Source organism: Nocardioides sp., assembly GCF_035481145.1.
Classification (GTDB): domain Bacteria; phylum Actinomycetota; class Actinomycetes; order Propionibacteriales; family Nocardioidaceae; genus Nocardioides.
The window spans coordinates 1-24530 of record NZ_DATIHB010000069.1 but is presented as its reverse complement, the minus strand read 5'-3'; the positions used below and the strand labels follow the sequence as shown (position 1 = coordinate 24530).

The 24530-nt window shown below is 69.1% G+C and carries 28 protein-coding genes, 4 tRNA genes and 1 pseudogene; 19 read left to right on the top strand and 14 right to left on the bottom strand.

Features of this window, described 5'->3' with window-relative positions; genetic code table 11:
* Positions 1-72 precede the first annotated feature (72 nt).
* From VLF38_RS06235 to VLF38_RS06220, 4 genes are all read right to left on the bottom strand, one after another.
* Positions 73-816, bottom strand: a complete 744-nt coding sequence (locus VLF38_RS06235) for a sirohydrochlorin chelatase (protein WP_325270416.1) — start codon at positions 814-816, stop codon at positions 73-75.
* A gap of 109 nt (positions 817-925) precedes the next feature.
* A complete protein-coding gene (locus tag VLF38_RS06230; protein WP_107699524.1) occupies positions 926-1672 on the bottom strand; it encodes a phosphoadenylyl-sulfate reductase in 747 nt (248 codons plus the stop codon).
* On the bottom strand, positions 1669-1884 hold the full coding sequence (locus VLF38_RS06225; RefSeq protein ID WP_325270415.1) for a hypothetical protein: 216 nt from the start codon (positions 1882-1884) through the stop codon (positions 1669-1671). Before VLF38_RS06225 ends, VLF38_RS06230 begins: the two co-directional genes overlap by 4 nt.
* On the bottom strand, positions 1884-3569 hold the full coding sequence (locus tag VLF38_RS06220) for a nitrite/sulfite reductase (RefSeq protein WP_325270414.1): 1686 nt from the start codon (positions 3567-3569) through the stop codon (positions 1884-1886). The genes VLF38_RS06225 and VLF38_RS06220 overlap by 1 nt, the downstream gene beginning before the upstream one ends.
* A 254-nt stretch (positions 3570-3823) precedes the next feature.
* Here VLF38_RS06220 and VLF38_RS06215 point away from each other — a divergent pair, with 254 nt between their 5' ends.
* Positions 3824-5266 carry a glycine hydroxymethyltransferase gene (locus VLF38_RS06215; protein WP_325270413.1) on the top strand — a complete coding sequence of 481 codons (1443 nt, stop codon included), beginning with the start codon at positions 3824-3826 and terminating at the stop codon, positions 5264-5266.
* A gap of 111 nt (positions 5267-5377) precedes the next feature.
* On the opposite strand, the gene VLF38_RS06210 is transcribed toward VLF38_RS06215, so the two are convergent.
* A complete protein-coding gene (locus VLF38_RS06210) occupies positions 5378-6058 on the bottom strand; it encodes a response regulator (protein WP_325270412.1) in 681 nt (226 codons plus the stop codon).
* On the bottom strand, positions 6055-7677 hold the full coding sequence (locus tag VLF38_RS06205) for a sensor histidine kinase (RefSeq protein ID WP_325270411.1): 1623 nt from the start codon (positions 7675-7677) through the stop codon (positions 6055-6057). The genes VLF38_RS06210 and VLF38_RS06205 overlap by 4 nt, the downstream gene beginning before the upstream one ends.
* Positions 7678-7786: 109 nt before the next feature.
* Here VLF38_RS06205 and VLF38_RS06200 point away from each other — a divergent pair, with 109 nt between their 5' ends.
* From VLF38_RS06200 to VLF38_RS06175, 6 genes are all read left to right on the top strand, one after another.
* Positions 7787-9166 carry a cation:dicarboxylate symporter family transporter gene (locus tag VLF38_RS06200; protein WP_325270410.1) on the top strand — a complete coding sequence of 460 codons (1380 nt, stop codon included), beginning with the start codon at positions 7787-7789 and terminating at the stop codon, positions 9164-9166.
* Between the two features lie 85 nt (positions 9167-9251).
* A complete protein-coding gene (locus VLF38_RS06195) occupies positions 9252-10160 on the top strand; it encodes a YihY/virulence factor BrkB family protein (protein ID WP_325270409.1) in 909 nt (302 codons plus the stop codon).
* A gap of 5 nt (positions 10161-10165) precedes the next feature.
* Positions 10166-10510, top strand: a complete 345-nt coding sequence (locus VLF38_RS06190) for a hypothetical protein (protein WP_325270408.1) — start codon at positions 10166-10168, stop codon at positions 10508-10510.
* An 18-nt stretch (positions 10511-10528) separates the two neighbouring features.
* Positions 10529-11908 (top strand): TrkH family potassium uptake protein, encoded by a 1380-nt coding sequence (locus VLF38_RS06185; RefSeq protein WP_325270407.1) that lies wholly within the window; start codon positions 10529-10531, stop codon positions 11906-11908.
* Entirely contained in the window at positions 11901-12572 is a 672-nt protein-coding gene (locus VLF38_RS06180) for a TrkA family potassium uptake protein (RefSeq protein WP_325270406.1), read from the top strand. Before VLF38_RS06185 ends, VLF38_RS06180 begins: the two co-directional genes overlap by 8 nt.
* Before the next feature lie 63 nt (positions 12573-12635).
* Entirely contained in the window at positions 12636-12806 is a 171-nt protein-coding gene (locus VLF38_RS06175; RefSeq protein WP_325270405.1) for a CsbD family protein, read from the top strand.
* 58 nt (positions 12807-12864) lie between these two features.
* Here VLF38_RS06175 and VLF38_RS06170 read toward each other — a convergent pair.
* Both VLF38_RS06170 and VLF38_RS06165 read right to left on the bottom strand, forming a co-directional pair.
* Positions 12865-12936 (bottom strand) — tRNA-Val (locus VLF38_RS06170).
* 76 nt (positions 12937-13012) lie between these two features.
* Positions 13013-13453 carry a PGPGW domain-containing protein gene (locus tag VLF38_RS06165; RefSeq protein WP_325270404.1) on the bottom strand — a complete coding sequence of 147 codons (441 nt, stop codon included), beginning with the start codon at positions 13451-13453 and terminating at the stop codon, positions 13013-13015.
* Between the two features lie 143 nt (positions 13454-13596).
* Here VLF38_RS06165 and VLF38_RS06160 point away from each other — a divergent pair, with 143 nt between their 5' ends.
* Positions 13597-14025 carry an SsgA family sporulation/cell division regulator gene (locus tag VLF38_RS06160; protein ID WP_325270403.1) on the top strand — a complete coding sequence of 143 codons (429 nt, stop codon included), beginning with the start codon at positions 13597-13599 and terminating at the stop codon, positions 14023-14025.
* Between the two features lie 73 nt (positions 14026-14098).
* Here the strand turns inward: VLF38_RS06160 and VLF38_RS06155 are convergent, their stop codons facing one another.
* Positions 14099-14824, bottom strand: a complete 726-nt coding sequence (locus VLF38_RS06155; RefSeq protein WP_325270402.1) for an aminotransferase class IV — start codon at positions 14822-14824, stop codon at positions 14099-14101.
* Between the two features lie 107 nt (positions 14825-14931).
* On the opposite strand from VLF38_RS06155, the gene VLF38_RS06150 reads away from it, so the two are divergent.
* From VLF38_RS06150 to VLF38_RS06130, 5 genes are all read left to right on the top strand, one after another.
* Positions 14932-15004, top strand: a tRNA-Gly gene (locus VLF38_RS06150).
* A 45-nt stretch (positions 15005-15049) separates the two neighbouring features.
* Positions 15050-15123, top strand: a tRNA-Cys gene (locus VLF38_RS06145).
* Positions 15124-15147: 24 nt separating this feature from the next.
* Positions 15148-15222: transfer RNA gene (locus VLF38_RS06140), tRNA-Val, on the top strand.
* Positions 15223-15391: 169 nt separating this feature from the next.
* Positions 15392-16075 carry a hypothetical protein gene (locus VLF38_RS06135; RefSeq protein ID WP_325270401.1) on the top strand — a complete coding sequence of 228 codons (684 nt, stop codon included), beginning with the start codon at positions 15392-15394 and terminating at the stop codon, positions 16073-16075.
* Between the two features lie 61 nt (positions 16076-16136).
* The gene (locus VLF38_RS06130; protein ID WP_325270400.1) at positions 16137-16394 is read left to right on the top strand and encodes a hypothetical protein; all 258 of its coding nucleotides are present in this window, start codon (positions 16137-16139) and stop codon (positions 16392-16394) included.
* Between the two features lie 27 nt (positions 16395-16421).
* Here VLF38_RS06130 and VLF38_RS06125 read toward each other — a convergent pair whose 3' ends face one another.
* The 3 genes from VLF38_RS06125 to VLF38_RS06115 form a co-directional block, all read right to left on the bottom strand.
* On the bottom strand, positions 16422-17138 hold the full coding sequence (locus tag VLF38_RS06125; RefSeq protein WP_325270399.1) for a flavodoxin family protein: 717 nt from the start codon (positions 17136-17138) through the stop codon (positions 16422-16424).
* Positions 17139-17274: 136 nt separating this feature from the next.
* Complete coding sequence (locus tag VLF38_RS06120; RefSeq protein ID WP_325270398.1) at positions 17275-18069, bottom strand: SDR family oxidoreductase; 795 nt, start codon at positions 18067-18069, stop codon at positions 17275-17277.
* A 49-nt stretch (positions 18070-18118) separates the two neighbouring features.
* A complete protein-coding gene (locus VLF38_RS06115; RefSeq protein ID WP_325270397.1) occupies positions 18119-19042 on the bottom strand; it encodes a sigma-70 family RNA polymerase sigma factor in 924 nt (307 codons plus the stop codon).
* A gap of 151 nt (positions 19043-19193) precedes the next feature.
* Between VLF38_RS06115 and VLF38_RS06110 the strand changes: the two genes are divergently transcribed.
* Complete coding sequence (locus VLF38_RS06110) at positions 19194-19367, top strand: hypothetical protein (protein WP_325270396.1); 174 nt, start codon at positions 19194-19196, stop codon at positions 19365-19367.
* Positions 19368-19413: 46 nt separating this feature from the next.
* Complete coding sequence (locus tag VLF38_RS06105; protein ID WP_325270395.1) at positions 19414-19647, top strand: hypothetical protein; 234 nt, start codon at positions 19414-19416, stop codon at positions 19645-19647.
* Here VLF38_RS06105 and VLF38_RS06100 read toward each other — a convergent pair.
* Positions 19618-20121, bottom strand: a complete 504-nt coding sequence (locus VLF38_RS06100; protein ID WP_325270394.1) for a DUF6328 family protein — start codon at positions 20119-20121, stop codon at positions 19618-19620. The two genes, VLF38_RS06105 and VLF38_RS06100, sit on opposite strands and share 30 nt — an antisense overlap.
* A gap of 39 nt (positions 20122-20160) precedes the next feature.
* Here VLF38_RS06100 and VLF38_RS06095 point away from each other — a divergent pair, with 39 nt between their 5' ends.
* Both VLF38_RS06095 and VLF38_RS06090 read left to right on the top strand, forming a co-directional pair.
* Positions 20161-20487: a plasmid stabilization protein gene (locus VLF38_RS06095; protein WP_325270393.1), complete on the top strand. Its 327-nt coding sequence runs from the start codon at positions 20161-20163 to the stop codon at positions 20485-20487.
* 124 nt (positions 20488-20611) lie between these two features.
* Complete coding sequence (locus VLF38_RS06090; protein WP_325270392.1) at positions 20612-21295, top strand: GAF and ANTAR domain-containing protein; 684 nt, start codon at positions 20612-20614, stop codon at positions 21293-21295.
* Positions 21296-21314: 19 nt separating this feature from the next.
* Here VLF38_RS06090 and VLF38_RS06085 read toward each other — a convergent pair whose 3' ends face one another.
* Entirely contained in the window at positions 21315-22244 is a 930-nt protein-coding gene (locus VLF38_RS06085) for an SMP-30/gluconolactonase/LRE family protein (RefSeq protein ID WP_325270391.1), read from the bottom strand.
* 100 nt (positions 22245-22344) lie between these two features.
* On the opposite strand from VLF38_RS06085, the gene thrS reads away from it, so the two are divergent.
* Together thrS and VLF38_RS06075 are read left to right on the top strand one after the other, a co-directional pair.
* Entirely contained in the window at positions 22345-24339 is a 1995-nt protein-coding gene (thrS, locus tag VLF38_RS06080; protein WP_325270390.1) for a threonine--tRNA ligase, read from the top strand.
* A 4-nt stretch (positions 24340-24343) separates the two neighbouring features.
* A pseudogene (locus tag VLF38_RS06075) lies at positions 24344-24530 on the top strand (cystathionine beta-lyase); the annotation flags it as partial.

Sequence of the window (24530 nt, the reverse complement as noted above, 5' to 3'; positions counted from 1 at the left end):
AACCTGCAGGTACCCCTGCAGGTTCACGCCGCCTCGGCGTGCGCGCGGCGCAGGTTTGCGCCGCTTCGGCGATCAGACGGGGACGAGCTCGACCGCCCCGACGGCATAGCGCGCCAGGATGGTGCGGGCGAGCTCCGGGTGGGCACCGAGCGGCTCGGAGACCGCGACGGCGCCCGCCTCGACCGCGAGCTCGGAGGCCCGGTCGATCAACGAGCCGGGAGCCAGGAAGAGCGACGCAACCGCGATGTGACGGCGTCCCTCGTTGCGGAAGGCACGGACGGCCTCGCCCGTGGCCGGGGGAGCGCTCGAGGCGTAGGCGGCCTTGACCGGGAGCTTGTGGTGCGCGCCCCATACGCGGGCCAGGCGGGCGACGGCCTGGTTGGCGAGCGGGTCCGAGGAGCCGGCAGCGGCCAGGACGAGGGCGTCGAGCTCGCGACATCGAGCGGCCGAGAGGGCCTCGCGCAGGCGCTGGTCGAGCACCTCGAGGAACGACATCTCATGGCCCAGGATCGCGGTGGCCCGGATCTGCAGGCCTTCGTGACGCGCAGCCTGCTCGGCGACGGCCGACGGCACGTCGATCTTGGCGTGGAACGCCTCCGACAGCAGCAGGGGTACGACGACGATCTCGTCGAAGCCGGCCTTGACCAGGCGGTCGACGACCGTGGTGAACGACGGGCGCGACAGGTCGAGGAACGCTGCCTCGATGCGGAGGTCGGGTCGCATGGACCGGACTTCGGCTACGAGGGCGTTGATCGTCGCGGCCGACCGCGGGTCACGGGAACCGTGAGCCAGGGCAACCAGTGCAGGAGCAGCCATCGTGTGCGGCCTCCCTTCGGGGATATCGGTGCGAGAGCGACAACGCTGTCGATCAGTCGGGGTTATGGAGTTGTGGCGGTGGTCTCGCGGTGCGCGACCACGGAAGTCATCAGGTGTGGATGCCGCACTCGGTCTTGTTCTGGCCGGCCCAGCGCCCCGAGCGCGGATCGTCGCCCGGCTTGACGCGGGCGGTGCACGGCCAGCAGCCGATCGAGGGGTAGTCGTCGTAGACGAGCGGGTTGACCAGCACGCCGTTCTCGGCGATGTAGGTCTCGACCTGCTCGTCGGTCCAGCGCGCGATCGGCGAGACCTTGACCTTCTTCTTCTTGGCGTCCCAGCCCACGACAGGAGCCGTGACCCGGTTGTGGGTCTCGGCGCGACGCAGGCCGGTGGCCCACGCGTCGTAGCCGTCGAGCGAGGTGGCCAGCGGGTCGACCTTGCGCAGCTTGCAGCACAGGTCGGGGTCGCGCTTGTAGAGCTCGGCGCCGTACTCGGCGTCCTGCTCCGCGACGGTCTGGCGCGGCGTGATCGTGATCAGGTTGACCGGCAGGGTGTGCTTCACGGCGTCGGCGGTGCCGATCGTCTCCGCGAAGTGGTAGCCGGTGTCCAGGAAGACGACGTCGATGCCGGGCACGACCTTGGAGGCCAGGTGCGCCAGGACGGCGTCGCCCATCGAGGAGGTGATGCAGAAGCGCTCGCCGAACGTCGCAGCGGCCCACTCGATGATGTGCTCGGCCGGAGCGAGCTCCAGCTCGGCGCCCACGTGGGAGACGATCTCGCGCAGCTCCTCCTGGGAGCGGCCCTCGATCTGAGAGCCGCGCGACAGGCGTGCAGCACGGGTGGTGGCGGCCGTCATGAACGGTCCTCCGATCCTTCGACGGGCTCGGCGTACCCGTCAGGAGGGGAGAAGTCAGGACGGATCAAGCCGAGCAGGGTGACGGTGAACGCCCGCAGGCAGCTGCGGCATTCCCACTCGCCGGTCGTGGCGGAGTGCGGACGGATGTCCTCTTCGCCACAGAACGGGCAGTGGTAGATCTCCGCGCGGGAGCTCATCGTCGTGATGGTCATCAGCGCAGCAGGTCCTCGTCGGCGCGCTGCACCCAGGTCTGGAAGCTCTCGCCGGACTCGCGGCCCTCGAGGTAGTTGGACACGACCTTGGTCACGTAGTCGTCGAGGCCGGCGGAGGTGATCTTGTGGGCGCGCAGCTTGCGGCCGAAGTTCGCCCCGAGTGCCAGTCCGCCACCGAGGTGGACCTGGTAGCCCGACACCTGCTCGCCAGCCTCGTTGAGCACGAGCATGCCCTTGAGGCCGATGTCGGCGACCTGCGTGCGGGCGCATGCGTTGGGGCAGCCGTTGAGGTTGATCGAGATGGGGGAGTCGAGCTCCGGGAACCGCTTCTCCAGCTCGTCGATCAGGTCAGCAGCGCGCTGCTTCGTCTCGACGATGGCGAGCTTGCAGTACTCGATGCCGGTGCAGGCCATCGTGCGACGGCGCCAGTTGGACGGCGTCGCGGTCAGCCCGATCTTCTCCAGGCCCTCGGCGAACGCCGCGGTGTCCTTGCCGTCGACGCCGATCACGACGAGCTTCTGGTACGCCGTCAACCGGGCGCCCTCTGCGCCGTACTGCTCGACGAGGTCGGCGAGGCCGAGGAGGACGTCGCCATTGATGCGGCCGACGACGGGCGCGGCGCCGATGAAGAACTTGCCGTCCTTCTGCTCGTGGACGCCGATGTGGTCGCCCTGGTGCTCGGGGACGGCCGGCGACTCGCAGCGCTCCAGCGTGCGCTTGAGGTACTTGACCTCGAGCACCTCGCGGAACTTGTCGACACCCCAGTCGGCAACGAGGAACTTCAGGCGGGCGCGCGAGCGCAGACGGCGGTAGCCGTAGTCGCGGAAGATCCCGGCGACGCCTTCCCAGACGTCGGCGACCTCGTCGAGGGGGATCCAGACACCGAGCTTGGCGGCCAGGTGCGGGTTGGTCGAGAGGCCTCCGCCGACCCAGCAGTCGAAGCCGACGCCGTGCTCGGGGTGGACGGTCGCGACGAAGGCGACGTCGTTGACCTCGGGGGCCACGTCGTGCGACGGGTGGCCGGTCAGCGCGGTCTTGAACTTGCGCGGGAAGTTGGAGAAGTCGGGGTTGTTGATCGCCCGCTTCTTGATCTCGGCCAGCGCCGAGGAGCCATCGATCAGCTCGTCCTTGGCGATGCCGGCGACGGGGGAGCCGAGGAACGGGCGCGGCGAGTCGCCGCAGGCCTCGATCGTCGACAGGCCGGTGACCTCGAGCCGCTCCCAGATCTCCGGCACCGACTCGACCTCGATCCAGTGGTACTGGATGTTGTTGCGGTCGGTGATGTCGGCGGTGCCGCGCGCGAAGTCCTGTGAGACCGATCCGAGCGCGCGCAGCATGGCGCCGGTCAGGATCTGGCCGTCGGTGCGGACGCGCATCATGAAGTAGCGGTCGTCCAGCTCCTCCTCTTCGAGGGTGGCCGTCTTGCCGCCGTCGAAGCCCGGAGCGCGCTGGGTGTAGAGCCCCATCCAGCGGAAGCGTCCACGCAGGTCGGCCGGGTCGATCGAGTCGAAGCCCTTCTTGGAGTACGTCCCCAGGATGCGACCGCGCACGTTGAGCGGGTTGTCGTCCTTCTTGGACTGCTCGTTCTTGTTCAGCGGCTCGCGGTAGCCGAGCTCCCACTGTCCCTCGCCACGCTTCGGGCGCGGGATCTCCACCTTCACGGCGGCGGTGGGCTGGTCGTTCATCGATGTCCTTAGAACGGGGCAACGGGAATGCGGAGGCAGGGCGGGCCCACGTCCAACATTGACGAACCCAAGTCTCACGTTGCGGACACCGCGGTCACAAGCCGAAATCTCGTGATGTGGACGATCTGTCCGTGATCTGAGACACCTGTCGTTCCACTCGTGTTCAGCCAAGCGTGACAACGTGCAGAGCCCAAGGAACGGGGTGATCGTGGTCACCGCGGAGACGCCGGAGCCGAGTCACTAGGCTATGCCGCATGACCGACCTCAACGCCCTCACCAGCTCTGCGTACAAGCAGGCCCTCGAAGTGATCGCCTCCGTCGAGCCGCGCGTCGCCGAGGCGACTCGCAAGGAGCTCGAGGACCAGCGCGCGTCGCTGAAGCTCATCGCGTCGGAGAACTACGCGAGCCCCGCCGTCCTCCTGACCATGGGCACCTGGTTCTCGGACAAGTACGCCGAGGGCACCGTCGGTCACCGCTTCTACGCGGGCTGCCAGAACGTCGACACCGTCGAGACGCTCGCCGCCGAGCACGCCAAGGAGCTCTTCGGCGCCGAGTACGCCTACGCCCAGCCGCACTCCGGCATCGACGCCAACCTCACCGCCTACTGGGCGATCCTCGCCCAGCGCGTCGAGGGCCCGTGGCTCGAGAACGCCGGCGTGAAGAACATGAACGACCTCACCGAGGCCGACTGGGAGAAGCTCCGCAATGAGCTCGGCAACCAGCGCCTCCTCGGCATGAGCCTGGATGCCGGCGGTCACCTGACGCACGGCTTCCGCCCGAACATCTCCGGCAAGATGTTCCACCAGAACCAGTACGGCACCGACCCCGAGACCGGTCTCATCGACTACGACGCCCTGCGTGCGAAGGCCAAGGAGTTCAAGCCGCTCATCCTGGTGGCCGGCTACTCGGCGTACCCCCGCCGCGTGAACTTCGCCAAGATGCGCGAGATCGCCGACGAGGTCGGCGCGACGCTCATGGTCGACATGGCGCACTTCGCCGGTCTCGTCGCGGGCAAGGTCTTCACGGGGGACGAGAACCCGGTGCCGTTCGCCGACGTCGTCACCACGACCACGCACAAGTCGCTGCGTGGCCCGCGCGGCGGCCTGATCCTCGCGACCAAGGAGTACGCCGGCAACGTCGACCGCGGCTGCCCGATGGTCCTCGGTGGCCCGCTGTCCCACGTCATGGCCGCCAAGGCCGTCGCGCTGGCCGAGGCGAAGACCGAGTCGTTCCAGACCTACGCGCAGAACGTCGCCGACAACGCCAAGTCGCTGGCCGACGGCTTCCTCACGCGCGGTGCCAAGCTCGTCACGGGCGGCACGGACAACCACCTGGTGCTCCTGGACGTCACGAGCTTCGGTCTGACCGGTCGCCAGGCCGAGCAGGCGCTGCTCGACGCCGGCGTCGTCACCAACCGCAACTCGGTCCCGGCCGACCCCAACGGCGCCTGGTACACCTCGGGCATCCGCTTCGGCACGCCCGCCCTGACAACCCGCGGCTTCGGCCACGACGAGTTCGACAACGTCGCCGAGCTGGTCGTCGACGTCCTGAAGAACACCACCCCGGGCGTCACGAAGGACGGTGGCTCCTCGAAGGCGACCTACAAGCTGGCCGACGGCATCGCCGACAAGACCCGCGCGGCGTCCGCCGAGATGCTCGACAAGCACCCGCTCTACCCGGGTCTCGACCTGGCCTGAGTGCCGACGTGGCGCGCACCTGCGCCCTGTGTCGGTGAGACGGCGCGAACTTACGGAAAATTCCGTGAGTTCGCGCCGTCTCGGCGTTCTGGGATGAGACTTCGGGACGCTTCAGCGCCAGCGGTAGGCGACCTCGGGCCGGCCGCTGCCGCCGTAGCGCGGCGTGCGCTCCACCGAGCCCGTGTCCGCGAGGTGCTCCAGGTAGCGACGCGCCGTGACGCGGGAGGAGCCGATCCGCTCGCCCACCTCGGTCGCCGACATGCCCACGCCCGCCCTGCGCAGCACTGCGACGACCTCGCGCAGGGACTCCGCGGACATGCCCTTCGGCAGAGGGGCACTGGTGCCCCGGGCGTGCAGCGTTCCGAACATCGCGTCCAGCTCGTCCTGCGCCACCTCACCGCCGCTGGCGACGAGCCGCGTGCGGTAGGCGGCGTACTGCTCGAGCTTGCTGCGGAAGGTCGCGAACGTGAACGGCTTGAGCAGGTAGAGGACCACTCCCTGCGCGACGGCTGCGCGCACGACCTCCGCGTCGCGGGCTGACGTCACGGCGATCACGTCGCACAGGTGCCCTGCCGCACGGAGCCGCTGGAGCAGGCCCAGTCCGTGGCCGTCAGGCAGGTGCATGTCGAGCAGCACCAGCTGTACGTCGGGGTCCCCGGCGAGATGCCGCACGGCCTCACCGGCGGAGCGGGCGACCCCGGCGACCGCGAAGCCGTGCACCCGCTCGACATAGGCGGCGTGGGCACGTGCCGCGACCTCCTCGTCCTCGACGACGAGCACCCGGATGGTCATGCGTCCACCCCGATCTTCACGCTGAAGCGTGCCCCGCCGAGCGGTGAGTCCTCCACGCCGATGTGGCCGTCATGGCGCCGCACGACCTGGGCGACGAGCGCCAGACCGACCCCGCGCCCGGCCTCTGCCTTGGTCGACCAGCCACGCTCGAGGACGTGGGCGGAGTCTTCGGGGGCCACACCCGGGCCGCTGTCGTCGACCGTGATCGCCAGGCCCCCTGCGCTCCCGTCGAGGGTGACGCGGACCCGGCGCGGCTGACCGTCGGCCCGGTCCACGGCGCTGGCTGGCTGGTCGACGACCGCATCGAGTGCGTTGTCCACCAGGTTGCCCACGACGGTGAGCAGCTCTCGCGGCTCGAGCGGGAGCTCGGAGCCGGAGAGACGCCCTTCGACCGAGAGCGCGACGCCACGCTCGGAGGCCTCGGCGGTCTTGCCCAGGAGCAGCGCTGCCAGGAGGGGCTCGTCGACCGCAGCCGTGAGCCGGTCGGCGAGCAGCTGCGCAACCTGGAGCTCCTCGGTCGCGAAGGACACGGCCTCCTCGGGCTGGCCCATCTCGATCAGGGAGACCACGGCATGGAGCCGGTTGGCCGCTTCGTGGTTCTGCGCGCGCAGCGAGTCGGTGAGCCCGCGCACGAGGTCGAGCTCTCCGGCCACCTCCTGCAGCTCGGTGCGGTCCCGCAGGGTGACGACGGCTCCGACAGTGCGGCCACGCCAGGTCGCGGGGGAGGAGCTCACCACGAGCACATGGCGGTCGGTCACGTAGATGTCGTCCGCTTCGGCGCTGTCACCCGCAGCCGCGCGCACCAGCGCCGGCGGCAGCCCGAGCCCGCGCAACGGCCTTCCGATGACGTCGGGAGGCAGGCCGAGCAGCCGCCGGGCTTCGTCGTTGGCGAGCTGGACCCGGTCCGCGGTGTCGAGCAGGAGCAGTCCCTCACGGACGGCGTGGAGGACGGCCTCGTAGTACTCGTACATCCGCGTGATCTCCGCAGCGCCCATCCCGTGGGTCTGCCGACGGAGCCGACGACTGACGAGTCCGGCCCCCACAGCACCGAGTGCCAGGACGCCGACGCCGGCCAGCAGGAGCGGCGCGAGCGCGTGAACCAGCTCGTCCTGCAGCCGATCGAGCGTGATCCCGACCGCTACGAATCCCGCGACGTTGCCGTCGTGGACCACCGGGACGACGGTCCGGACCGACGGGCCCAGCGTGCCGGCGTACTCCTGGCTGAAGGGGCGGCCCGCGGGTGCCGTGCCGAGGTCGCCGATGAACCGCTTCCCGATCTGGGTCGGGTCCGGGTGCGTGCAGCGGGTCCGGTCCGGCCGCATGATCACCACGAAGTCCGTGTCGGTGGCGGAGCGCACCTCCTCGGCGTAGCTCTGCAGGCCCCGGCACGGATCACCCGCCTGTTGCGCAGCGCTGGCGCGCAGCGCCGTATGGACACCGGGGGAGCCGGCAACCGTCTCCGCGACGACGAGCGTCTCGGCGGTCGCCTGGGTGCGGACGTCTCGCCGGGCGTCGTACGCCGCCAGCCCGAGCGCGAGGGCAACGACCAGGCCCACCAGCACGAGCTGGAGGAGCAGGATCTGCCGGGCGAGGGAGCCGGCGCGGCGGGGCCGGCGCATGCGGCGATTCTGCACCCTGCGAACTCTGTGAACACAACGGTGACCGCCGTCACACTCCGGCCCAGCATGGAGGCACTCGGGAGGTTCCCGACGCACCACTGGAGGATTCATGAGCCAGCAGACCGGTCAGGCCATTCCGCGCCGCAAGGACCGCACCCACTACCTCTACCTGGCGGTCATCGCCGCCGTTGCGCTCGGTATCGGCGTCGGCGTCGTCGTCCCGGACATCGCCGTGCAGCTCAAGCCGCTGGGCCAGGCGTTCGTCGGCCTGATCAAGATGATGATCCAGCCGGTGATCTTCTGCACGATCGTCCTCGGGGTCGGCTCGGTGCGCAGCGCCGCCAAGGTCGGCAAGGTCGGCGGCCTCGCGATGGCCTACTTCCTCACGATGTCGACCGTCGCGCTCGGCATCGGCCTCGTCGTCGGCAACGTCCTCAACCCGGGCGCCGGACTCCAGCTCACACCGTCGGCCGCGGAAGCCGGCAGCGGCCTCGCGGAGGGGGCGCACGCCAGCACGGCCGACTTCCTGCTCGGGATCATCCCGACCTCGCTGCTTTCCGGCCTGACCTCCGGCGAGGTCCTCCAGACCCTCCTGGTTGCGCTGCTGGTCGGCTTCGCGCTCCAGGCGATGGGCAGCGCGGGGCAGCCGATCCTCCAGGGAGTCGGCCACGCACAGCGACTCGTCTTCCGCGTCCTGTCGATGATCATGTGGGCCGCCCCGGTGGGTGCGTTCGGTGCGATGGCTGCCGTCGTCGGGGAGACCGGGGTCGACGCGCTGAAGAGCCTCGCCGTCCTGATGCTCGGCTTCTACGTCACCTGCGCGCTCTTCGTCTTCGCCATCCTCGGCACCGTCCTCCGGCTGACCACGGGCGTCAACATCTTCAGCCTGCTGCGCTACCTCGGCCGGGAGTTCCTCATCATCGTCTCCACCTCCTCCTCGGAGTCGGCCCTCCCGCGCCTGATCGCGAAGATGGAGCACGCCGGCATCGACCGTCCGACCGTCGGCGTCGTCGTCCCGACGGGCTACTCGTTCAACCTCGACGGCACCGCGATCTACCTGACCATGGCCGCTCTCTTCATCGCGTCTGCGCTGGGAGACCCGCTGTCGATCGGCGAGCAGGTCTCGCTGCTGCTCTTCATGATGATCGCCTCCAAGGGAGCGGCCGGTGTCACCGGCGCAGGCATGGCGACCCTCGCCGGCGGGCTCAGCTCGCACCGTCCCGAGCTCCTCGACGGCGTCGGACTCATCGTCGGCATCGACCGCTTCATGTCGGAGGCACGGGCCGTCACCAACTTCGCCGGCAACGCGGTCGCCACGCTGGTCGTGGCGGGATGGACCGGCGGCATCGACCGGACGCAGCTCGATCGCGCGCTCTCGGGCGAGGACCCGTTCGACGAGACGTCGATGATCGACGACGGCCACGGCCCGGCCCTCGCCGTACCCACCGCCCGTACGCCGGAGCGCACCGGGGAGACGGCCTCGGTCTGACGCGGCCGGTCTGACGCGGCCGGTGTGACGTGGAGCGGGCGGGTCGGGCACGGAAAGTGCCCGGCTCGCTCGCTACGGTGACCCCATGACGACGGAGACGCTGCTCGCGCTGCTCCGTCGTCTCGCCCGTCGGGTGGCCCATGACTTCTGGCGGCTGGTCACGGCCACCGTGTCGGCGTGCCTGCGTTGGCGGGTCACCGGCCTGGCCGCGGAGGCCGCCTTCTTCGCGGTGCTCTCGGTGCCGCCGCTGATCTTCGGTCTCACCGGCGCGATCGGCTACTTCAGCGAGCAGTTCACGGCCGCGCAGATCGGTGACTTCCGCACCACCGTGATCGACCTGGCCAGCCAGGCGATGACCGAGAGCACCGTCGACGCCGTCATCGCACCGACGTTCGACATCGTCATGGACGGCGGCCGTCTCGACGTCATCTCCATCGGCTTCGTCCTTGCCCTGTGGTCGGGCAGCCGCGCGCTCAACGTCTTCGTCGACACGATCACGATCATGCACGGCCTCGGGGGTGAGCGAGGCATCATCCAGACCCGCGCGCTCTCCTTCGGGCTCTACGTCCTCGGCCTCCTCACCGGCATGGTGACGATCCCGCTCGTGATCGCAGGGCCGTCACTGGTCCGTCGCTGGATCCCCGACCGGATCTCGTTCCTCGAGGGGCTCTACTGGCCGACCGTGCTGCTCATGTGCGTCTGCTTCCTCGCGACGCTCTACCACGTGAGCGTGCCGACGCGCGCTGCTTGGCGCTACAACCTGCCGGGCGCCTTCTTCACGATCATCTGCTGGATCGGCGGCTCGTGGCTGCTGCGCACGATCCTCACCGCGACAGCCGGAGAGTCGACCAGCGTCTACGGACCGCTCTCGGCGCCGATCACCGTCCTCATCTGGCTCTACATCGTCTCGATCGCCGTCCTCATCGGCGCAGCGGTCAATGCGTCGGTCGACGTCGTGTGGCCGCACCTCACCAACCGGTCCGTGCCAGACTGACGCCCGTGGGAAACGTGAACCTTCCGACTCCAGTCGTCATCGCCGCCGGTGTCATGTGTCTGGCCGGTGGCTACCTGATCGGCGTCGTCGCCGGTCCTGACTCGCCGGATCGCACGACAGCCGTCGTCTCGTCGTACGACGCGAGGACCAGCCGCCTCTGCCTCGAGGGCGACGGTGTCGCCGATCTGGAGGGTGCCGACGGCGACGCGCTCTGCGGGTCCTGGCAGCGTGTCGAGGGCTCGGCGAAGCCGGCGGTCGGCGACGAGTTCCGGTTCGTCTCCACGCTGCACGAGGGTCAGTCCGGCAGCGACGACGACCGGGTGACGATCTTCGGCGAAGTCGCCGACTGAGCGCGCGGCGACTGACCCGTGCTCGGTGACCTGACTCCCGACAGCATCGACCGCCTCGAGCGGTTCGGTCGGCGGCAGCGTTTCCGGCACCCGGCGCAGGTCCTCGTCGTGGCGTTCGCGGCCCTGATCGCCGCCGGCACCGCCCTGCTGATGCTCCCCGTCTCCAAGGCGGGGGAGGGCAGCGCGCCGTTGATCGACGCGCTCTTCACGTCGACCAGTGCGGTCTGCGTGGCCGGCCTGGCGACGGTCGACCCCGAGACCTACTGGTCGGGCTTCGGCGAGGCCGTGATCCTGACCCTCTTCCAGCTCGGCGGCTTCGGCATCATGACCCTCGCCACCGTCATCGGCATCGTGCTTGCGCGCCGCTTCGGCCTCAGCGCCGCCCTGCTCGCGTCCGCGGAGACCAGCAGTGTCGGCCTCGGCGACCTGCGCCGCGTCGTCCTCGCCGTCGGCAAGGTGACGATCGTGGTCGAGCTGGCCCTCTTCCTCATCCTCTGGCCCCGCCTCGCTCTCTCGTACGACGAGGGGTGGCTGCACGGCGCCTGGACGGCGCTCTTCCACTCGGTCTCGGCCTTCAACAACGCCGGCCTGTCGACGTACTCCGACAGCATGGTCCGCTTCATGCACGACTGGTGGGTGATCGTGCCGGTCGCGGCAGCCTCGTTCCTCGGAGCGCTCGGATTCCCGGTGCTGATCGAGCTCCGCCGCGAGCTGCGGCCGCGCAAGTGGAGCCTGCACGCCAAGCTGACGATCCTGACGTCCGTGGTCCTGGTCTTCCTCGGCTGGGCCTTCGTCCTCGTCTCCGAGTGGGGGAACCCTGCGACCATCGGCGGGATGAACCTCGGCGAGAAGTCGATCACGACCTTCTTCCAGGCGCTTATGCCGCGCACGGCGGGGTTCAACAGTCTCGACGTCGGCCAGATGTATGAAGGCACCTGGGTCGGCATGATCATCCTGATGTTCATCGGTGGCGGATCGGCCGGCACCGCAGGCGGCATCAAGGTCACGACGTTCGCGGTGCTCTTCCTGATGATCTGGGCTGAGGTCCGCGGCGAGCGCCGGGTCAACGCCTTCGGCTACCGCATCGACGAGAAGGTCCAGCGCCAGGCCGTGGCCATCGCGCTCCTCTCCGTGGCGGCCGTCATGGGCGGCACGCTCGTGTTGATGGCGCTCGCGCCGCTGGGCCTGGGCGAGGCGTGGTTCGAAGTGACCTCCGCCGTCGGCACCGTCGGCATGTCCACCGGCGTCACCGCCGACCTGCCCGACCCGGGCAAGCTGCTGATCATCGGGCTCATGTTCCTCGGGCGACTGGGCCCGGTCACCCTCGTCTCGGCGATCACGCTGCGACAGCGGCAGTCGAGCTACACCCTCCCGGAAGGCAGGCCCCTCCTTGGCTAGCAGGACCAACACCCTCAAGCGAAGCGTCGTCGTCCTCGGACTGGGTCGCTTCGGGAAGTCCCTCGCCCTGGAGCTGATGTCGCAGGGCACCGAGGTGATGGGCATCGACTCGGATGCCGAGCTCGTGCAGTCGATGGCCGGGCGACTGACGCACGTCGTCCAGGCCGACACGACCAACGAGGAAGCGTTGCGCCAGCTCTCCGTGCAGGACTTCGGCCAGGCCGTGGTCGGCATCGGCACCGACCTCGAGGCCTCGATCCTGACCACGTCGGTCCTGGTCGACCTGGGCATCGGCAACATCTGGGCCAAGGCGGTCTCGGCCTCCCACGCGAAGATCCTCGGCAAGATCGGCGCGCACCACGTCGTCCGCCCCGAGCACGACATGGGCAAGCGCGTGGCGCACCTGGTCAGCGGCACGCTGCTCGACTACATCGAGTTCGACGACGGCTACGCCATGGTCAAGACCACGCCCCCGAGCATCATCTGGGGCCGTGCACTCGGCGAGACCGGTGCCCGGGCGAAGTACGGCATCACCGTCGTCGGGGTGAAGCGGATCGGCCAGCAGTTCACCTACGCGTCGCCCGAGACCGTCCTCGAGCGCGGCGACCTGGTCATCGTCGCCGGCAAGCGCAAGGACGTGGAGGCATTCGCCGCGCTCGGGTGATGCATCCTCCGCAGAGCCTCGGGTACCCGTGTCAGGAACGCATCCGACACGAAGGAGGAACCCATGGGGTTCGATGACAAGGCCGAGAACAAGTTCGAGGAGCTGTCGGGCGAGGCCAAGGAGAAGTACGGCGACGCGACCGACAACGAGGACCTCCAGGCCGAAGGCAGCGTCGACAAGGCGAAGGCCAACCTCAAGCAGGCCGGCGAGAAGGTCAAGGACGCCTTCAGCTGAGCGTCACCGACCAACGACGAAGGCCCCGGAGCTGTTGCTCCGGGGCCTTCTCTCACGGTGGGTGATACTGGGTTCGAACCAGTGACCCCTTCGGTGTGAACGAAGTGCGCTACCGCTGCGCCAATCACCCGTGGTGTGCGTGAAACCTTAGCGCACAGGCCGGACGGAGCCGAAACCGGGGCGGTCGTCCGGGTCACATGCGGGGCTCACATCCCGGGCAGCTCCGGCACGACGTCGCTGATCGACTGCACCTTGTCCCACCCGGTGACCGCGAGCGACGGCCAGCCGAACTGCCAGATCAGCAGCGCGACCACGCCCGCAGCCAGAAGCACGGCGGCTGCGGTGAGCAGCGTCCGCCTCCGGCGTACGGCGGGGTCCATCGCGCGCGCCTTGTCCGCAGCCTCGCGCGCCTTCTGTCGCGCGGCCTTGACCCAGCGGTCGGCCCAGTCCCACTCCGTGGCGAGGATCGCGAGCCCCGCGGCGATGCCGACCAGGCCCGGGCCCGGCGTGACCATCATGACGACGCCGGCAGCGAGGACGGCGAGGCCGATCACGGAGACGACGATCTTGGTGACCAATCCGGTCACCGGGTTCGCGTGGAGCCGCTCGTGCAGCCGCTTCAGCGGATGGGGCCTGGTGTCGGTCACGAAGAGAGGCTAGCCGGGCGCGCCAGCGCTGTGATGGGCACCACGTCCAAGGAAGATCCGGAAACCGCGTCATGACGCCGCCGCAGGCCCGTTCCTCTTGCGAAGGGCCCGTGACGAGGGGCCCGATCCCTGGAGGTAGCCACATGAACTTCGACGACATCAGGACCGCCCAGGTCACCGAGTCCGTCAGCCTCGACTGTGTCGACGGTGCCGGGCAGACGATGACCTTGCTGGGCGAGCTGGGCTACACCTCCACGGATCCGTACGCCGTCACGACGACGTTCCAGACCTCCGGCGGCGACGTCGTCTGGACCTTCGCCCGCGACCTGATGGTCCGTGGCCTCACGGCTCCGGCCGGCGACGGCGACGTCCACGTGTGGCCCTGCCTCGACGCCGAGGGCCAGGCGGTCGTGATCATCGAGCTCCACTCGCCCGACGGCGAGCTGCTGGTCCAGGTCGCGACGAAGGACGTCTACCGCTTCGTCAACCGCACGCTCGCCGTGGTGCCGCTCGGCACCGAGAGCGAGCACCTCGATCTCGACGTGCTCATCGGTCAGCTGATGGCTGCCTGAGTCACGTCACTCGTCACCAAGGTCCGAACCCCGGAGGGAGGGGTTCGGACCTTGTGTATTTCCTGGGCGCACGTCAGTCGTCGGTGGGCAGGGCTGCGAGTGAGCGTGCCGCAGCCAGCGTGACCGGGCCGGGACCGCCGGTCGGGCGACTGCCGACCGGGCGCCCGTCCACGACGGTGACCGCCTGGACCCCGCGCAGACTGCTGGTCAGGAAGATCTCGTCGGCTCGGTGGAGGACCTCGTACGACGCGTCCGCCTCGTGCACGTCGATCGCTGCGAGGAGGAGCTGGCGCGTGATGCCGTTGAGGAGCCCCGTGCTCAGCGTGGGCGTGCGGAGCTCGCCCTCGACGACGTAGAAGACGTTGCTGGTGGCGCCCTCGCACAGGCGGCCGTCGGTCGTGGCGAGCACGGTGTCGCCGACGCCCTGGGCTCGGGCCCAGGCGACGAGTCCACGCCCCTGCGCGCCGAGCGCCTCCGTCTTTGCCCCCACCGTCGGTTCCTGGGGATCGCGGGCGGCGCGAGCCCGGATGACGCTCGTCGTGTCGGGGTGCGGCGCCTGCGGGTCGACCGTCGCAGCTGCCTCCGTGCCCTGCCACGTGATGCGCAGGCGGCCGAGGGGGAGTGGCGCCGCCTCCAGGGCGGCCGCGACCACTCGGCGTACGGCGGCGGGGTCGGGGGTGCCGAGGCCGACGATCCCTGCGCTCTCCGCGAGCCGGGCGATATGCAGGCCGAGGTGCTCGGGACGCCCGTCGACGACCTTCACCGTGGTGAAGACACCCTCGATCTGCGTTGCCTGCATGGGCAAAGCCTCCCACTCGACACGCTCCAGACCCCGGATTTTGCGTGCCCGACCGGTTCCGCTAATGTTCTCGTCGTTGCCCGGGGCGGAAACGCCAAGGAAAACATGCGGACGTAGCTCAGTTGGTAGAGCACAACCTTGCCAAGGTTGGGGTCGCGAGTTCGAGTCTCGTCGTCCGCTCGGAGAAGTCAAGTGCACCTTGACTGGGCCACACCAGGCCTCCATGGTGGGTTGGCCGAGAGGCGAGGCAACGGACTGCAAATCCGTGTACACCGGTTCAAATCCGGTACCCACCTCCACCTCACCACCACAACTCAAGACTTGGGCGATTGGCGCAGCGGTAGCGCGCTTCCTTGACACGGAAGAGGTCACTGGTTCAAACCCAGTATCGCCCACCACCTGACAGCCCCTGACCTGCGAAACGCGGTCAGGGGCTGTTGTCATTGGCGGATGACCGGTTGGGCATGGGCCATTCGGATGGTTCGCTCGCATTCGCGGGTCAGGTGTCGGGGGTCGCTTCTACGGTGACGCCGTAACCCAGGCTCCACTGACAAAAGGTCCTGCCCCATGAAGAAGTTCCTCCTCGCGCCTGTCGCGGCCCTCGCTGCTGTCGTCAGTTTCGCCAGCCCCGCCCTCGCAGACGGCTCTGTCGACATCCCCAACGGCGTGATCTATCCGAACTGCACGTATCACCAGGCGAAGTACTCCGCCGCGGACTACGCCTGGAAGTTCTCCGGCGACGTGATGGACCCGACCGGTGGCTACGCCAGCTTCCTCTTCTTCGAGGGTGCAGCACCTGGGAGTGGGACGACGACCGGAGATGACGGCTTGATGTTCTGCGGTGGCATGGACCGGGTGGGCACCTACTCCATCGCCGATGGTGAGTACTGCTACGACGACTACAGCGTCTGCGCGTCCTTCTCCGACACGTTCACCATGCGCAAGGCCTATTCCCGGACCACTCTGTCCATCAGCGACACGACCGCGGCGTACGGGCAGAGGATCACCTTCAGGGCGACCTCCAAGGCGGAGTACAAGACCGGCTACTTCGCCAACAAGTACGAGACGGTCCGTTTCCAGCGGAGGATCGATGGCGTGTGGCGTACATTCGCCACGGCCTCGACCAACACGTACGGCGCCGCGCGTGTGACGGTCGCGTGGAAGTACCGATCAGCCAAAGCCGTCCGTGCGGTGACGGTGACGACCACGGAGTACGCGGGCTCCCAGTCAGCGGTGAAGACGGTCTACTGACCCACGACGCTTGTACGCCGGCATCCCCGGGTACTCCCTCCTCATCGATGAGAGGAGCGCCATGCAGGCCGATGTGATGGATCGTGTGCACGCCCTGACCGAGCTGCCGGGGGAGGTGCTGGACAGCGCCGGCGACACCCTCGCCGCTGCGCGGAAGCGCTGGCGCCGGCGGCGCAAGCTGACCTTCCTCGCGCTCGCGTTCACGGGTGGCGCTGCGGCGGTGTGGTTCCTCGACCCCGTCAGTGGTCCGGAACGGCGTGAGCAGGCGGAGAAGTGGTACCGCGCCTGGGCGGCAACGCCCCAGGGGACGCTCCGCTGAGCGGTGGCGGCGGCCTCGTTTGGAGACTCAGGCGCGGTACTCCGGGTTCTCGAAGTCGAACCGTGCACCGGCGTCCCAGTCGCGCCGCGAGGTGCCGTACGCCGGCACGCCGCCTGCGTTCTTCAGCATCTGCGCCAGGTGCATCAGGTTCCACGTCATGAAGGTCGTGTTGCGGTTGGTGAAGTCGTTCTCGGGACCCCCACTGCCCGGGTCCAAGTAGGACGGGCCGGGGCCGGCCTCGCCGATCCAGCCGGCGTCGGCGTTCGGGGGAATGGTGTAGCCGAGGTGTTGCAGCGAGTAGAGGACGTTCTGAGCGCAGTGCTTGACGCCGTCCTCGTTGCCGGTGATGACGCAGCCGCCGACGCGTCCGTAGTAGAGGTACTGGCCCTTCTCGTTGAGCATCCCGCTCAGCCCGTAGAGGCGTTCGATGACGCGCTTCATAACGCTGGAGTTGTCACCGAGCCAGATGGGGCCGGCCAGCACGAGGATGTCCGCCTCGAGCACACGCGGGTAGATCTCCGGCCAGGAGTCGCTCTCCCAGCCGTGCTCGCGCATGTCGGGGTAGACCCCGGTCGCGATGTCGTGGTCCACCGCGCGCAGCACCTCGACCGCGACACCGTGCTTGCGCATGATCTCCACGCTGGCGTCGAGGAGCCCTTGGGTGTTGCTCACCTCAGGCGACCGCTTCAGCGTGCAGTTGATGAACATCGCCTTCAGGCCGGTGAAATCCGGGGCGTCCGTCACGGCTCCTCCTCTGTCGATGCCTCGACCATGGCATGCCGACGGCCGCGCCACCAGAGCGTCAGCCCGCGATTCCCCTGCGCAAGGTCGAGCGGCCCCGGTGCTCGGACACCGGGACCGTTCGGGCGCGGGGTCGGCCTCAGAGGACCGGGCGGCCTCCGGTGACCGAGATCCGGGCGCCGGAGACGTACGACGCTTCGTCGGAGGCCAGGAAGACGTACGCCGGCGCCAGCTCAGCCGGCTGGGCGGCGCGGCCGATCGGAGTGTTGTCACCGAACTTCTCGACCTTCTCAGCAGGGAAGGAGGAAGGGATCAGCGGCGTCCACACCGGTCCGGGCGCCACGCTGTTGACCCGGATGCCGCGCGGGCCGAGCTGCTGGGCCAGGGAGGCGCAGAAGTTCGCGATCGCGGCCTTCGTCGCGGCGTACGCGGTGAGGGTGGGGTTGGGGTCATCGCTGTTGACCGACGACGACCCGATGACCGCGCTGCCCTCCCCGAGATGGGGCAGCGCGGCCTTCACGAGGCGGAACATCGCCCCGATGTTGACGGAGAAGGTGTGCTCCCACTCCTCGTCGCTCACGTCGGCGATCGAGTCGTGGGCCATCTGGTACGCCGCGTTGCAGACGAGCACGTCCAGGCGGCCGAGATCTGCGACGGTGCGCTCCACCAGGCTCCTGCAGTACGCCGGGTCGGCGAGGTCGCCGGACAGGAGCAGGGCCCGCTGGCCGGCGTCCTCCACCAGCTGGGCGGTCGAGGCGGCGTCGGCCTCCTCGACCGGCAGGTACGAGATCGCCACATCTGCACCCTCACGGGCATACGCGATGGCGACCGCCCGGCCGATGCCGCTGTCGGCACCGGTGATGAGAGCGACCTTGCCCGCGAGCCGGCCCGAACCGCGGTAAGTCTCCTCACCGCAGTCCGGGACCGGCTCCATGTGGCCCTGCAGCCCGGGCGGAGCCTGGTGTTGTGCAGGGAATCCCACGTCAGCTCGCCGGTCGCAGCTCTGCCGCCATCGCGCCACGCGGACGCGGGACCTTGAGCACCTGGAGCGGCTTGACCGCAGCCGGAGCGCCGGGCGGCGTGCTCGGCGGCGTGGTCCCCGTGAGCTGGCTGCGCAGGTCGGCGAGGATCCGTGTGAGCAGACGCGAGACCTGCATCTGCGTCACGCCGATCGCCTGGCCGATCTCCTTCTGGGTCAGCCCTTCGAAGAAGCGCATCCGCAGGATCCTGCGGTCACGCTCGCCGAGCGTGGCGATGGCGGCGCTCAGCATCGCGCGCGCCTCGGCGGCCTCGAAGCCGGGGTCCTCATGGGCCATGAGGTCGCCGAGCGAGGTCCCGGACTCGGAGCGGATGGGCTGGTCCAGCGAGCTGGGGGAGAAGCAGCCGTCGGCGGCCATGGCCTCCGCGACCTCCTCCACCGGCTCGCCGATCTGCTCGGCGATCTCGGCCAGGTCCGGTTCATGCCCGGTGGTCTGCGCGAGCTCGGAGCGGGTGCGGACCACCTCGGCCTGCAGCTCCTGGATCCGTCGCGGCGGCCGGACGGTCCACCCGTGGTCGCGGAAGTGCTTCTTCACCTCGCCACGGATCGTCGGGACGGCGTATGCGAGGAAGTCGCCTGCGCGGTCGGGGTGGAAGCCCCGTGCTGCGCGGACCAGCGCCATGAACGCGACCTGCTCGAGGTCTTCGAGCGGAATGCCGCGTCCCGCGTACGGCGCCGCGAGGGTGCGGGCCACGGGCATGTTGATCCGGACCACTTCGTCGAGTGCCTCGTCGCGCTCGCTGGTGGAGGTGGTCGAGTGCGCCAGGGCAAGGAGCTCCCTGGTGCGCTGACGCCGCTGGAGGCGGCTGGGAGTGGTGCTGTGCGACGTGGTCGTCGCGGTGGTTGCAGAAACGGAAGAGAGGTGCATGACGATCCTTAGAAGGCTCGTGCTGGCCTGCCCACGTCTTGAGCAGGGCTGATCACCTGAACTGCATTTCGAACCTAGACCGGTCCAGACCACCTCTGCAACCCCGGACACGTCGATGCATGAAACTCGTGCTGAGGGGTACGCCGTGGCCATGAACTGGACCTACTGGCTTGCCGGAGCGATCGGGCTCGCATTCATCGCGAGCATCCTCATCTTCGCCGCCATGCGTGATCGCGGGCGGGGAGAGGAGGTCGTCGATGACCTTCCCGAGCGCACCGCGCCGGACCCCGCCGCCGATCCGCATGACCACGGCCCGCGCGGGTAACGGCCGGATGAAGGGACCGTTTCCGATCCCCAGGAGGGAGAGCCCCATGGCTCAGCTGACCGAGGCAGGCGTCGTCACCGGCACCGCCGACAAGGACTACAACCTGATCTGGTTCACCGAGACCTGCCTCAGCAACGCGCTGAGGCTCGAGACCTACATCGAGGACGCCCGGCGCTCGGGCGACGACGAGGCCGCCGCCCTCTTCGTGCGGGCCCAGGAGAGGTCCATCCGCGGCGCGGAGGAAGGCAAGTCACTCCTCCGCGACCGGCTGTCGGCCTGAGCCGTTGGCGCGCGCCGCCCCGAGCAGGGGCAGCGCCGCCCACAGGACGACGAAGAGCGCCAGGCAGACACCCAGGGCCGCGACCGCCGCAGGTCGGGGCCCGACGAGATCGATCACCAGGAAGAGGATCCCGCTCGTCGTGAGCGCCAGGACCGAGAGCCCGCCGAGCGCCAACCAGTTGGCCGCCTCGACGATCAGCCGCCGCTGCCGCCGGCGGAAGAGCACCCGGTGGAAGGCGACCGGCGCGACCAGGAGGGCGGTCGCGAGTACGGAGCCGCAGAAGACGATGACGTACGCCGTCAGCTGGACGGTGTCGAGGGAGTCGAAACGCTCGGAGAAGGGCACCGTGAGCAGGAAGCCCGAGAGCAGTTGGACACCCGTCTGCGTGACCCGGAGCTCCTGGAGCAGCTCCTGGAAGTTGCGGTCCAGGGTGCGCGGGTCGTTCGGGTCGGGGGCGGGCACGACGTCGTTCATGCCCACAGTCGTACCCCCACGGATGGAAGGAGAACAGTGATGCCTCAGCGAGCGTGGAGCAAGAAGCGCGAGCGCCAGTACGAGCACATCAAGGAAGGCCTCGAAGACCGCGGCAAGTCGGAGGACGTCGCCGAGGAGATCGCGGCACGCACCGTCAACAAGGAGCGGGCGCGTCACGGCGAGGCGAAGGAGTCGAGCCCCACCTCGACCGACGACATCTCCTCCGGTCGCCGCGGAGGGCTCCGCTCGCGCAAGGGGGAGCGCGGGCGGACACGGGCCCAGCTCTACAACGAGGCGCGGGCCAAGGGGATCAAGGGTCGGTCGAAGATGAACAAGGCCGAGCTGGAGGACGCCGTTGACGGGTAGCGGACGTGACAGCGGTCAACCCGTGGGACGAAACGGGTTCGGAGGGGGCGGGTGAGGGCTACCTTGTGAGAGGCGGCAGGATGGTGCTGACCCCGTGCTGTTGATGCCCTTTCGGAGGTGACCTGTGCCCGAGTCCCGCTCGGCGCTGAGCTTCGCCCAGCTTGCCCACCATCTCCACGAGCAGGGCGGTTTCGAGGAGACGATCGACCTGCTCCTCGACTCGGCGCCCGCGCTCGTCGGCACCGACTGCGCGAGCGTGCTGATGCTGCGCCACGGGAGGCTCGTCGAGAGCGGCCCGCGCACCGCCGAGGTCGCCGACAAGGCCGACCGCTACCAGGTCGACCTGGGCGAGGGACCCGCATTCGTCGCTGTCGGCGAGGAGCACTCCGTGCTCGTCAAGGACACCGCTACCGACGGCCGTTGGCCCCACTGGGGGCCGTCGGCCGCGAACCTCGGCCTGCACAGTGCACTCTCGGTCCGGCTCTGGACGTCCAAGCACACCCTCGGCGCGCTCACCTTCTACGCCAGCCGGCCGTCGGCGTTCGACGTCGACGAGGTCGCGATCGCCGAGATCATCGGCCGGCACGCTTCGGTGGCCCTGGCGGCCGCCCGCCAGGAGGAGTCGCTGACGCAGGCGATCGACGCGCGCAAGCTCGTCGGCCAGGCTCAGGGCATCCTCATGGAGCGCTACGACCTTGACGACGCCCAGGCCTTCGACGTGCTCCGCCGCTACTCGCAGACGACCAACACCAAGCTCAACGAGGTCGCCCGGCAGCTCGTCGAGACCCGGAAGCTGCCGCACCTCTGAGGTGGACCCGCCTGTTTCGTCAGGCCCGGAAGCAGGCGACGCGTGGCTCGACGAGACTGCCGAGCCAGACCGTGCCGTCGTGCTCGCGCACGCCGGTCACCATGTGGAAGCCGCGAGCGTCGAGGTCGTGGTCGGCGACGAGCGTGCCGTCGGTGTCATAGGCCTGCACGCGTGCGGTGCGCTTGACGCGTGGCTGGAGCCGCTCCGGAAGGCGCCACACACGCCGCTTGAGCCAGGCCGGACCGCGGCGGTGGAGCAGCTCGACGACCGGGTCGCGGGGTGAGGCGATCGCGACCCACACACGACCGTCACTGCCGAGGGAGATGTTGTCCGGGTAGCCCGGCAGGTCCTCGGCGAACGGCTCGGTCTCGCCGGCGCGCGCACCGGTGAGCCAGTGGCGGAGCAGGCGCCGCGCGTTGAGCTCGGCCACCACGACGTACGACGAGTCGGCCGCCGCGGCGACGCCGTTGGCGAAGCGGACGCCATCGAGGACGACGGAGACAGTGCCGTCGGGAGAGCGCCGGAGCAGGCGCCCGGAGGCCGTGTCCTCGACGACCTCTCCCTTCCAGTCCACGAGCGGGTGCACCGTCGAGGAGTCCGTGAAGTAGATGGTTCCGTCGCCCAGCACGGCGGCGTTGTTGAGGAAGCGCATCCGGACGCCGTCCACCTGGTCGGTGAGCACCTCGACCGCGCCGTCCTGGATGCCGACGGCGAGGAGCCCCTGCGCCGCGTCGCAGACGAGGATCCGGTCCTCGCCGAGCAGCTCGATCCCGAGTGGCCGACCGCCCGTCCGCGCAACCGTGCGGACCTCGCCGGTGGCCGGTGTGAGGGCGTGGATCCTCCCGTCGGCCGTGCCGGTGAAGACGGTGCCGTCGGGATGGACGACGACGTCCTCGGTCCCGTCGCCGGGGATCGCGAAGAGCGTGAGCGTGCGCGCTGGGGCAGCCATGCCCGTGATCGTAGGGGGCGACGGCAGCTGCCCGTCCACGTCGCTAGGATTCCGGGCGAGGCGGGGCCGTATCCCGCACGCCGTCGTCGAGGGAGTCCGCGTGTCCGACATCAAGATCGCCATCGTCACCGCCAACGGGACGGAGGAGCGGACCGTGGAGGCGGGCACGAAGGCCTGGCAGCTCTTCGCCGAGACGCCTGACGTGATCGCGGCCCGCGTGGGCGACGGAGTCGACGCCGTCCTCAAGGACCTCTCCTACGAGCTCGTCGCCGGTGACACGGTCGAGGGCGTCGAGATGGCCAGCAAGGACGGCCGCGACATCCTGCGGCACTCCTGCGCCCACGTGCTCGCGCAGGCCGTGCAGGAGCTCTTCCCCGAGTCCAAGCTCGGCATCGGACCGCCGATCGACAACGGCTTCTACTACGACTTCGACGTCGAGGTGCCCTTCACCCCGGCCGATCTGGAGAAGATCGAGTCGAAGATGAAGAAGATCGTCAAGGAGAACCAGAAGTTCTCCCGGCGCGTCACCAACGACGACGACGCCCGGATCGAGCTGGCTGACGAGCCCTACAAGATCGAGCTGATCGGCCTCAAGGGCAACTCCGCGGAGGCCGCCGAGGGTGCATCTGCCGAGGTCGGTGCCGGCGAGCTCACCATCTACGACAACCTCAACCGCAACGGCGAGACGGTCTGGAAGGACCTCTGCCGCGGTCCGCACCTGCCGACCACGAAGCGGATCCCGGCGTTCAAGCTGATGCGCTCCGCCGCGGCGTACTGGCGGGGTAGTGAGAAGAACAAGCAGCTGCAGCGGGTCTACGGCACCGCGTGGGAGTCGAAGGAGGCGCTCGACGACTACCTGCACCTCCTCGAGGAAGCCGAGCGTCGCGACCACCGCAAGCTGGGCCGGGAGCTCGACCTCTTCTCGTTCCCGGACGAGATCGGCTCGGGCCTGCCGGTCTTCCACCCCAAGGGCGGTGTGATCAAGCGGGTCATGGAGGACTACGTTCGCCAGCGCCACATCGAGGAGGGCTTCTCCTACGTCGGCACCCCACACATCACCAAGGACGGCCTCTTCCACACCAGTGGCCACCTGCCGTACTACGCCGACACGATGTTCCCGCCGATGGAGTTCGAGGGCACGAACTACCAGCTCAAGGCGATGAACTGCCCGATGCACAACCTGATCTACTCGAGCCGTGGTCGTTCCTACCGCGAGCTGCCGCTGCGTCTCTTCGAGTTCGGCCACGTCTACCGCTACGAGAAGTCCGGCGTGATCCACGGCCTGACCCGGGTCCGCGGCTTCGCCCAGGACGACTCGCACAGCTACTGCACCAAGGAGCAGGCGCCTGCCGAGGTGAAGCACCTGCTCAACTTCATGCTGACCGTGCTGCGTGACTTCGGCCTCCAGGACTTCTACCTCGAGCTCTCGACCCGCGACGACTCCAACAAGGCGAAGTTCGTCGGTTCGGACGAGGACTGGGCGGTGGCGACCAAGGTCCTCGAGGACGTCTGCGCGGAGACCGGGCTCGAGCTCGTCCCTGACCCCGGTGGCGCCGCCTTCTACGGCCCCAAGGTCTCGGTCCAGGCCAAGGACGCGATCGGGCGCACGTGGCAGATGGGCACCGTGCAGTACGACTTCAACCAGCCCAAGGGCTTCGGCCTCGAGTACGTCGGCCCCGACGGCACCAAGCACCAGCCGGTGATGATCCACTCGGCCAAGTTCGGCTCGATCGAGCGCTTCTTCGGCGTGCTGCTCGAGCACTACGCCGGCGCCATGCCGCCGTGGCTCGCTCCGGTGCAGGTCACCGCGATCCCGATCGCGGAGCGCCACGTCGACTACCTGTACGACGTCGCGCGGCAGATGAACGCGCTCGGCCTGCGGTGCGAGGTCGACGAGTCGGACGACCGCATGCAGAAGAAGATCCGCAACGCGCAGCTACAGAAGGTGCCGTTCATGATGATCGCGGGCGACGACGACGTCGAGAAGGGTGCTGTCTCCTTCCGCTACCGCGACGGACGCCAGGACAACGGCGTACTGCTTGCCGAGTCGATCGAGCGGGTGGCCGCCGCGGTCGCGAGTCGCGAGCAGGTCTGAGGTCGTGGGGGTCGAGCGCCGGCCCGTCGTCGACCTCACCGAGGAGCAGGCACGACGTGCGCTGCCCCTCAAGTGGGGCACGGTCCCGCCCGGCGTGATCCCCGCCTGGGTCGCGGAGATGGACTACGCCCTCGACCCGGTCGTGCTCGAGGCGCTGCAGCGGGCCCTCGCCGACGGCGTCACCGGCTACC

Bases quoted from the DNA above. Each gene is read 5' to 3' on its own strand.
- VLF38_RS06235 (WP_325270416.1), bottom strand. From the start codon at position 816: ATGGCTGCTCCTGCACTGGTTGCCCTGGCTCACGGTTCCCGTGACCCG.
- VLF38_RS06230 (WP_107699524.1), bottom strand. From the start codon at position 1,672: ATGACGGCCGCCACCACCCGTGCTGCACGCCTGTCGCGCGGCTCTCAG.
- VLF38_RS06225 (WP_325270415.1), bottom strand. From the start codon at position 1,884: ATGACCATCACGACGATGAGCTCCCGCGCGGAGATCTACCACTGCCCG.
- VLF38_RS06220 (WP_325270414.1), bottom strand. From the start codon at position 3,569: ATGAACGACCAGCCCACCGCCGCCGTGAAGGTGGAGATCCCGCGCCCG.
- VLF38_RS06215 (WP_325270413.1), top strand. From the start codon at position 3,824: ATGACCGACCTCAACGCCCTCACCAGCTCTGCGTACAAGCAGGCCCTC.
- VLF38_RS06210 (WP_325270412.1), bottom strand. From the start codon at position 6,058: ATGACCATCCGGGTGCTCGTCGTCGAGGACGAGGAGGTCGCGGCACGT.
- VLF38_RS06205 (WP_325270411.1), bottom strand. From the start codon at position 7,677: ATGCGCCGGCCCCGCCGCGCCGGCTCCCTCGCCCGGCAGATCCTGCTC.
- VLF38_RS06200 (WP_325270410.1), top strand. From the start codon at position 7,787: ATGAGCCAGCAGACCGGTCAGGCCATTCCGCGCCGCAAGGACCGCACC.
- VLF38_RS06195 (WP_325270409.1), top strand. From the start codon at position 9,252: ATGACGACGGAGACGCTGCTCGCGCTGCTCCGTCGTCTCGCCCGTCGG.
- VLF38_RS06175 (WP_325270405.1), top strand. From the start codon at position 12,636: ATGGGGTTCGATGACAAGGCCGAGAACAAGTTCGAGGAGCTGTCGGGC.
- VLF38_RS06160 (WP_325270403.1), top strand. From the start codon at position 13,597: ATGAACTTCGACGACATCAGGACCGCCCAGGTCACCGAGTCCGTCAGC.
- VLF38_RS06155 (WP_325270402.1), bottom strand. From the start codon at position 14,824: ATGCAGGCAACGCAGATCGAGGGTGTCTTCACCACGGTGAAGGTCGTC.
- VLF38_RS06135 (WP_325270401.1), top strand. From the start codon at position 15,392: ATGAAGAAGTTCCTCCTCGCGCCTGTCGCGGCCCTCGCTGCTGTCGTC.
- VLF38_RS06130 (WP_325270400.1), top strand. From the start codon at position 16,137: ATGCAGGCCGATGTGATGGATCGTGTGCACGCCCTGACCGAGCTGCCG.
- VLF38_RS06120 (WP_325270398.1), bottom strand. From the start codon at position 18,069: ATGGAGCCGGTCCCGGACTGCGGTGAGGAGACTTACCGCGGTTCGGGC.
- VLF38_RS06115 (WP_325270397.1), bottom strand. From the start codon at position 19,042: ATGCACCTCTCTTCCGTTTCTGCAACCACCGCGACGACCACGTCGCAC.
- VLF38_RS06110 (WP_325270396.1), top strand. From the start codon at position 19,194: ATGAACTGGACCTACTGGCTTGCCGGAGCGATCGGGCTCGCATTCATC.
- VLF38_RS06105 (WP_325270395.1), top strand. From the start codon at position 19,414: ATGGCTCAGCTGACCGAGGCAGGCGTCGTCACCGGCACCGCCGACAAG.
- VLF38_RS06100 (WP_325270394.1), bottom strand. From the start codon at position 20,121: ATGAACGACGTCGTGCCCGCCCCCGACCCGAACGACCCGCGCACCCTG.
- VLF38_RS06095 (WP_325270393.1), top strand. From the start codon at position 20,161: ATGCCTCAGCGAGCGTGGAGCAAGAAGCGCGAGCGCCAGTACGAGCAC.
- VLF38_RS06085 (WP_325270391.1), bottom strand. From the start codon at position 22,244: ATGGCTGCCCCAGCGCGCACGCTCACGCTCTTCGCGATCCCCGGCGAC.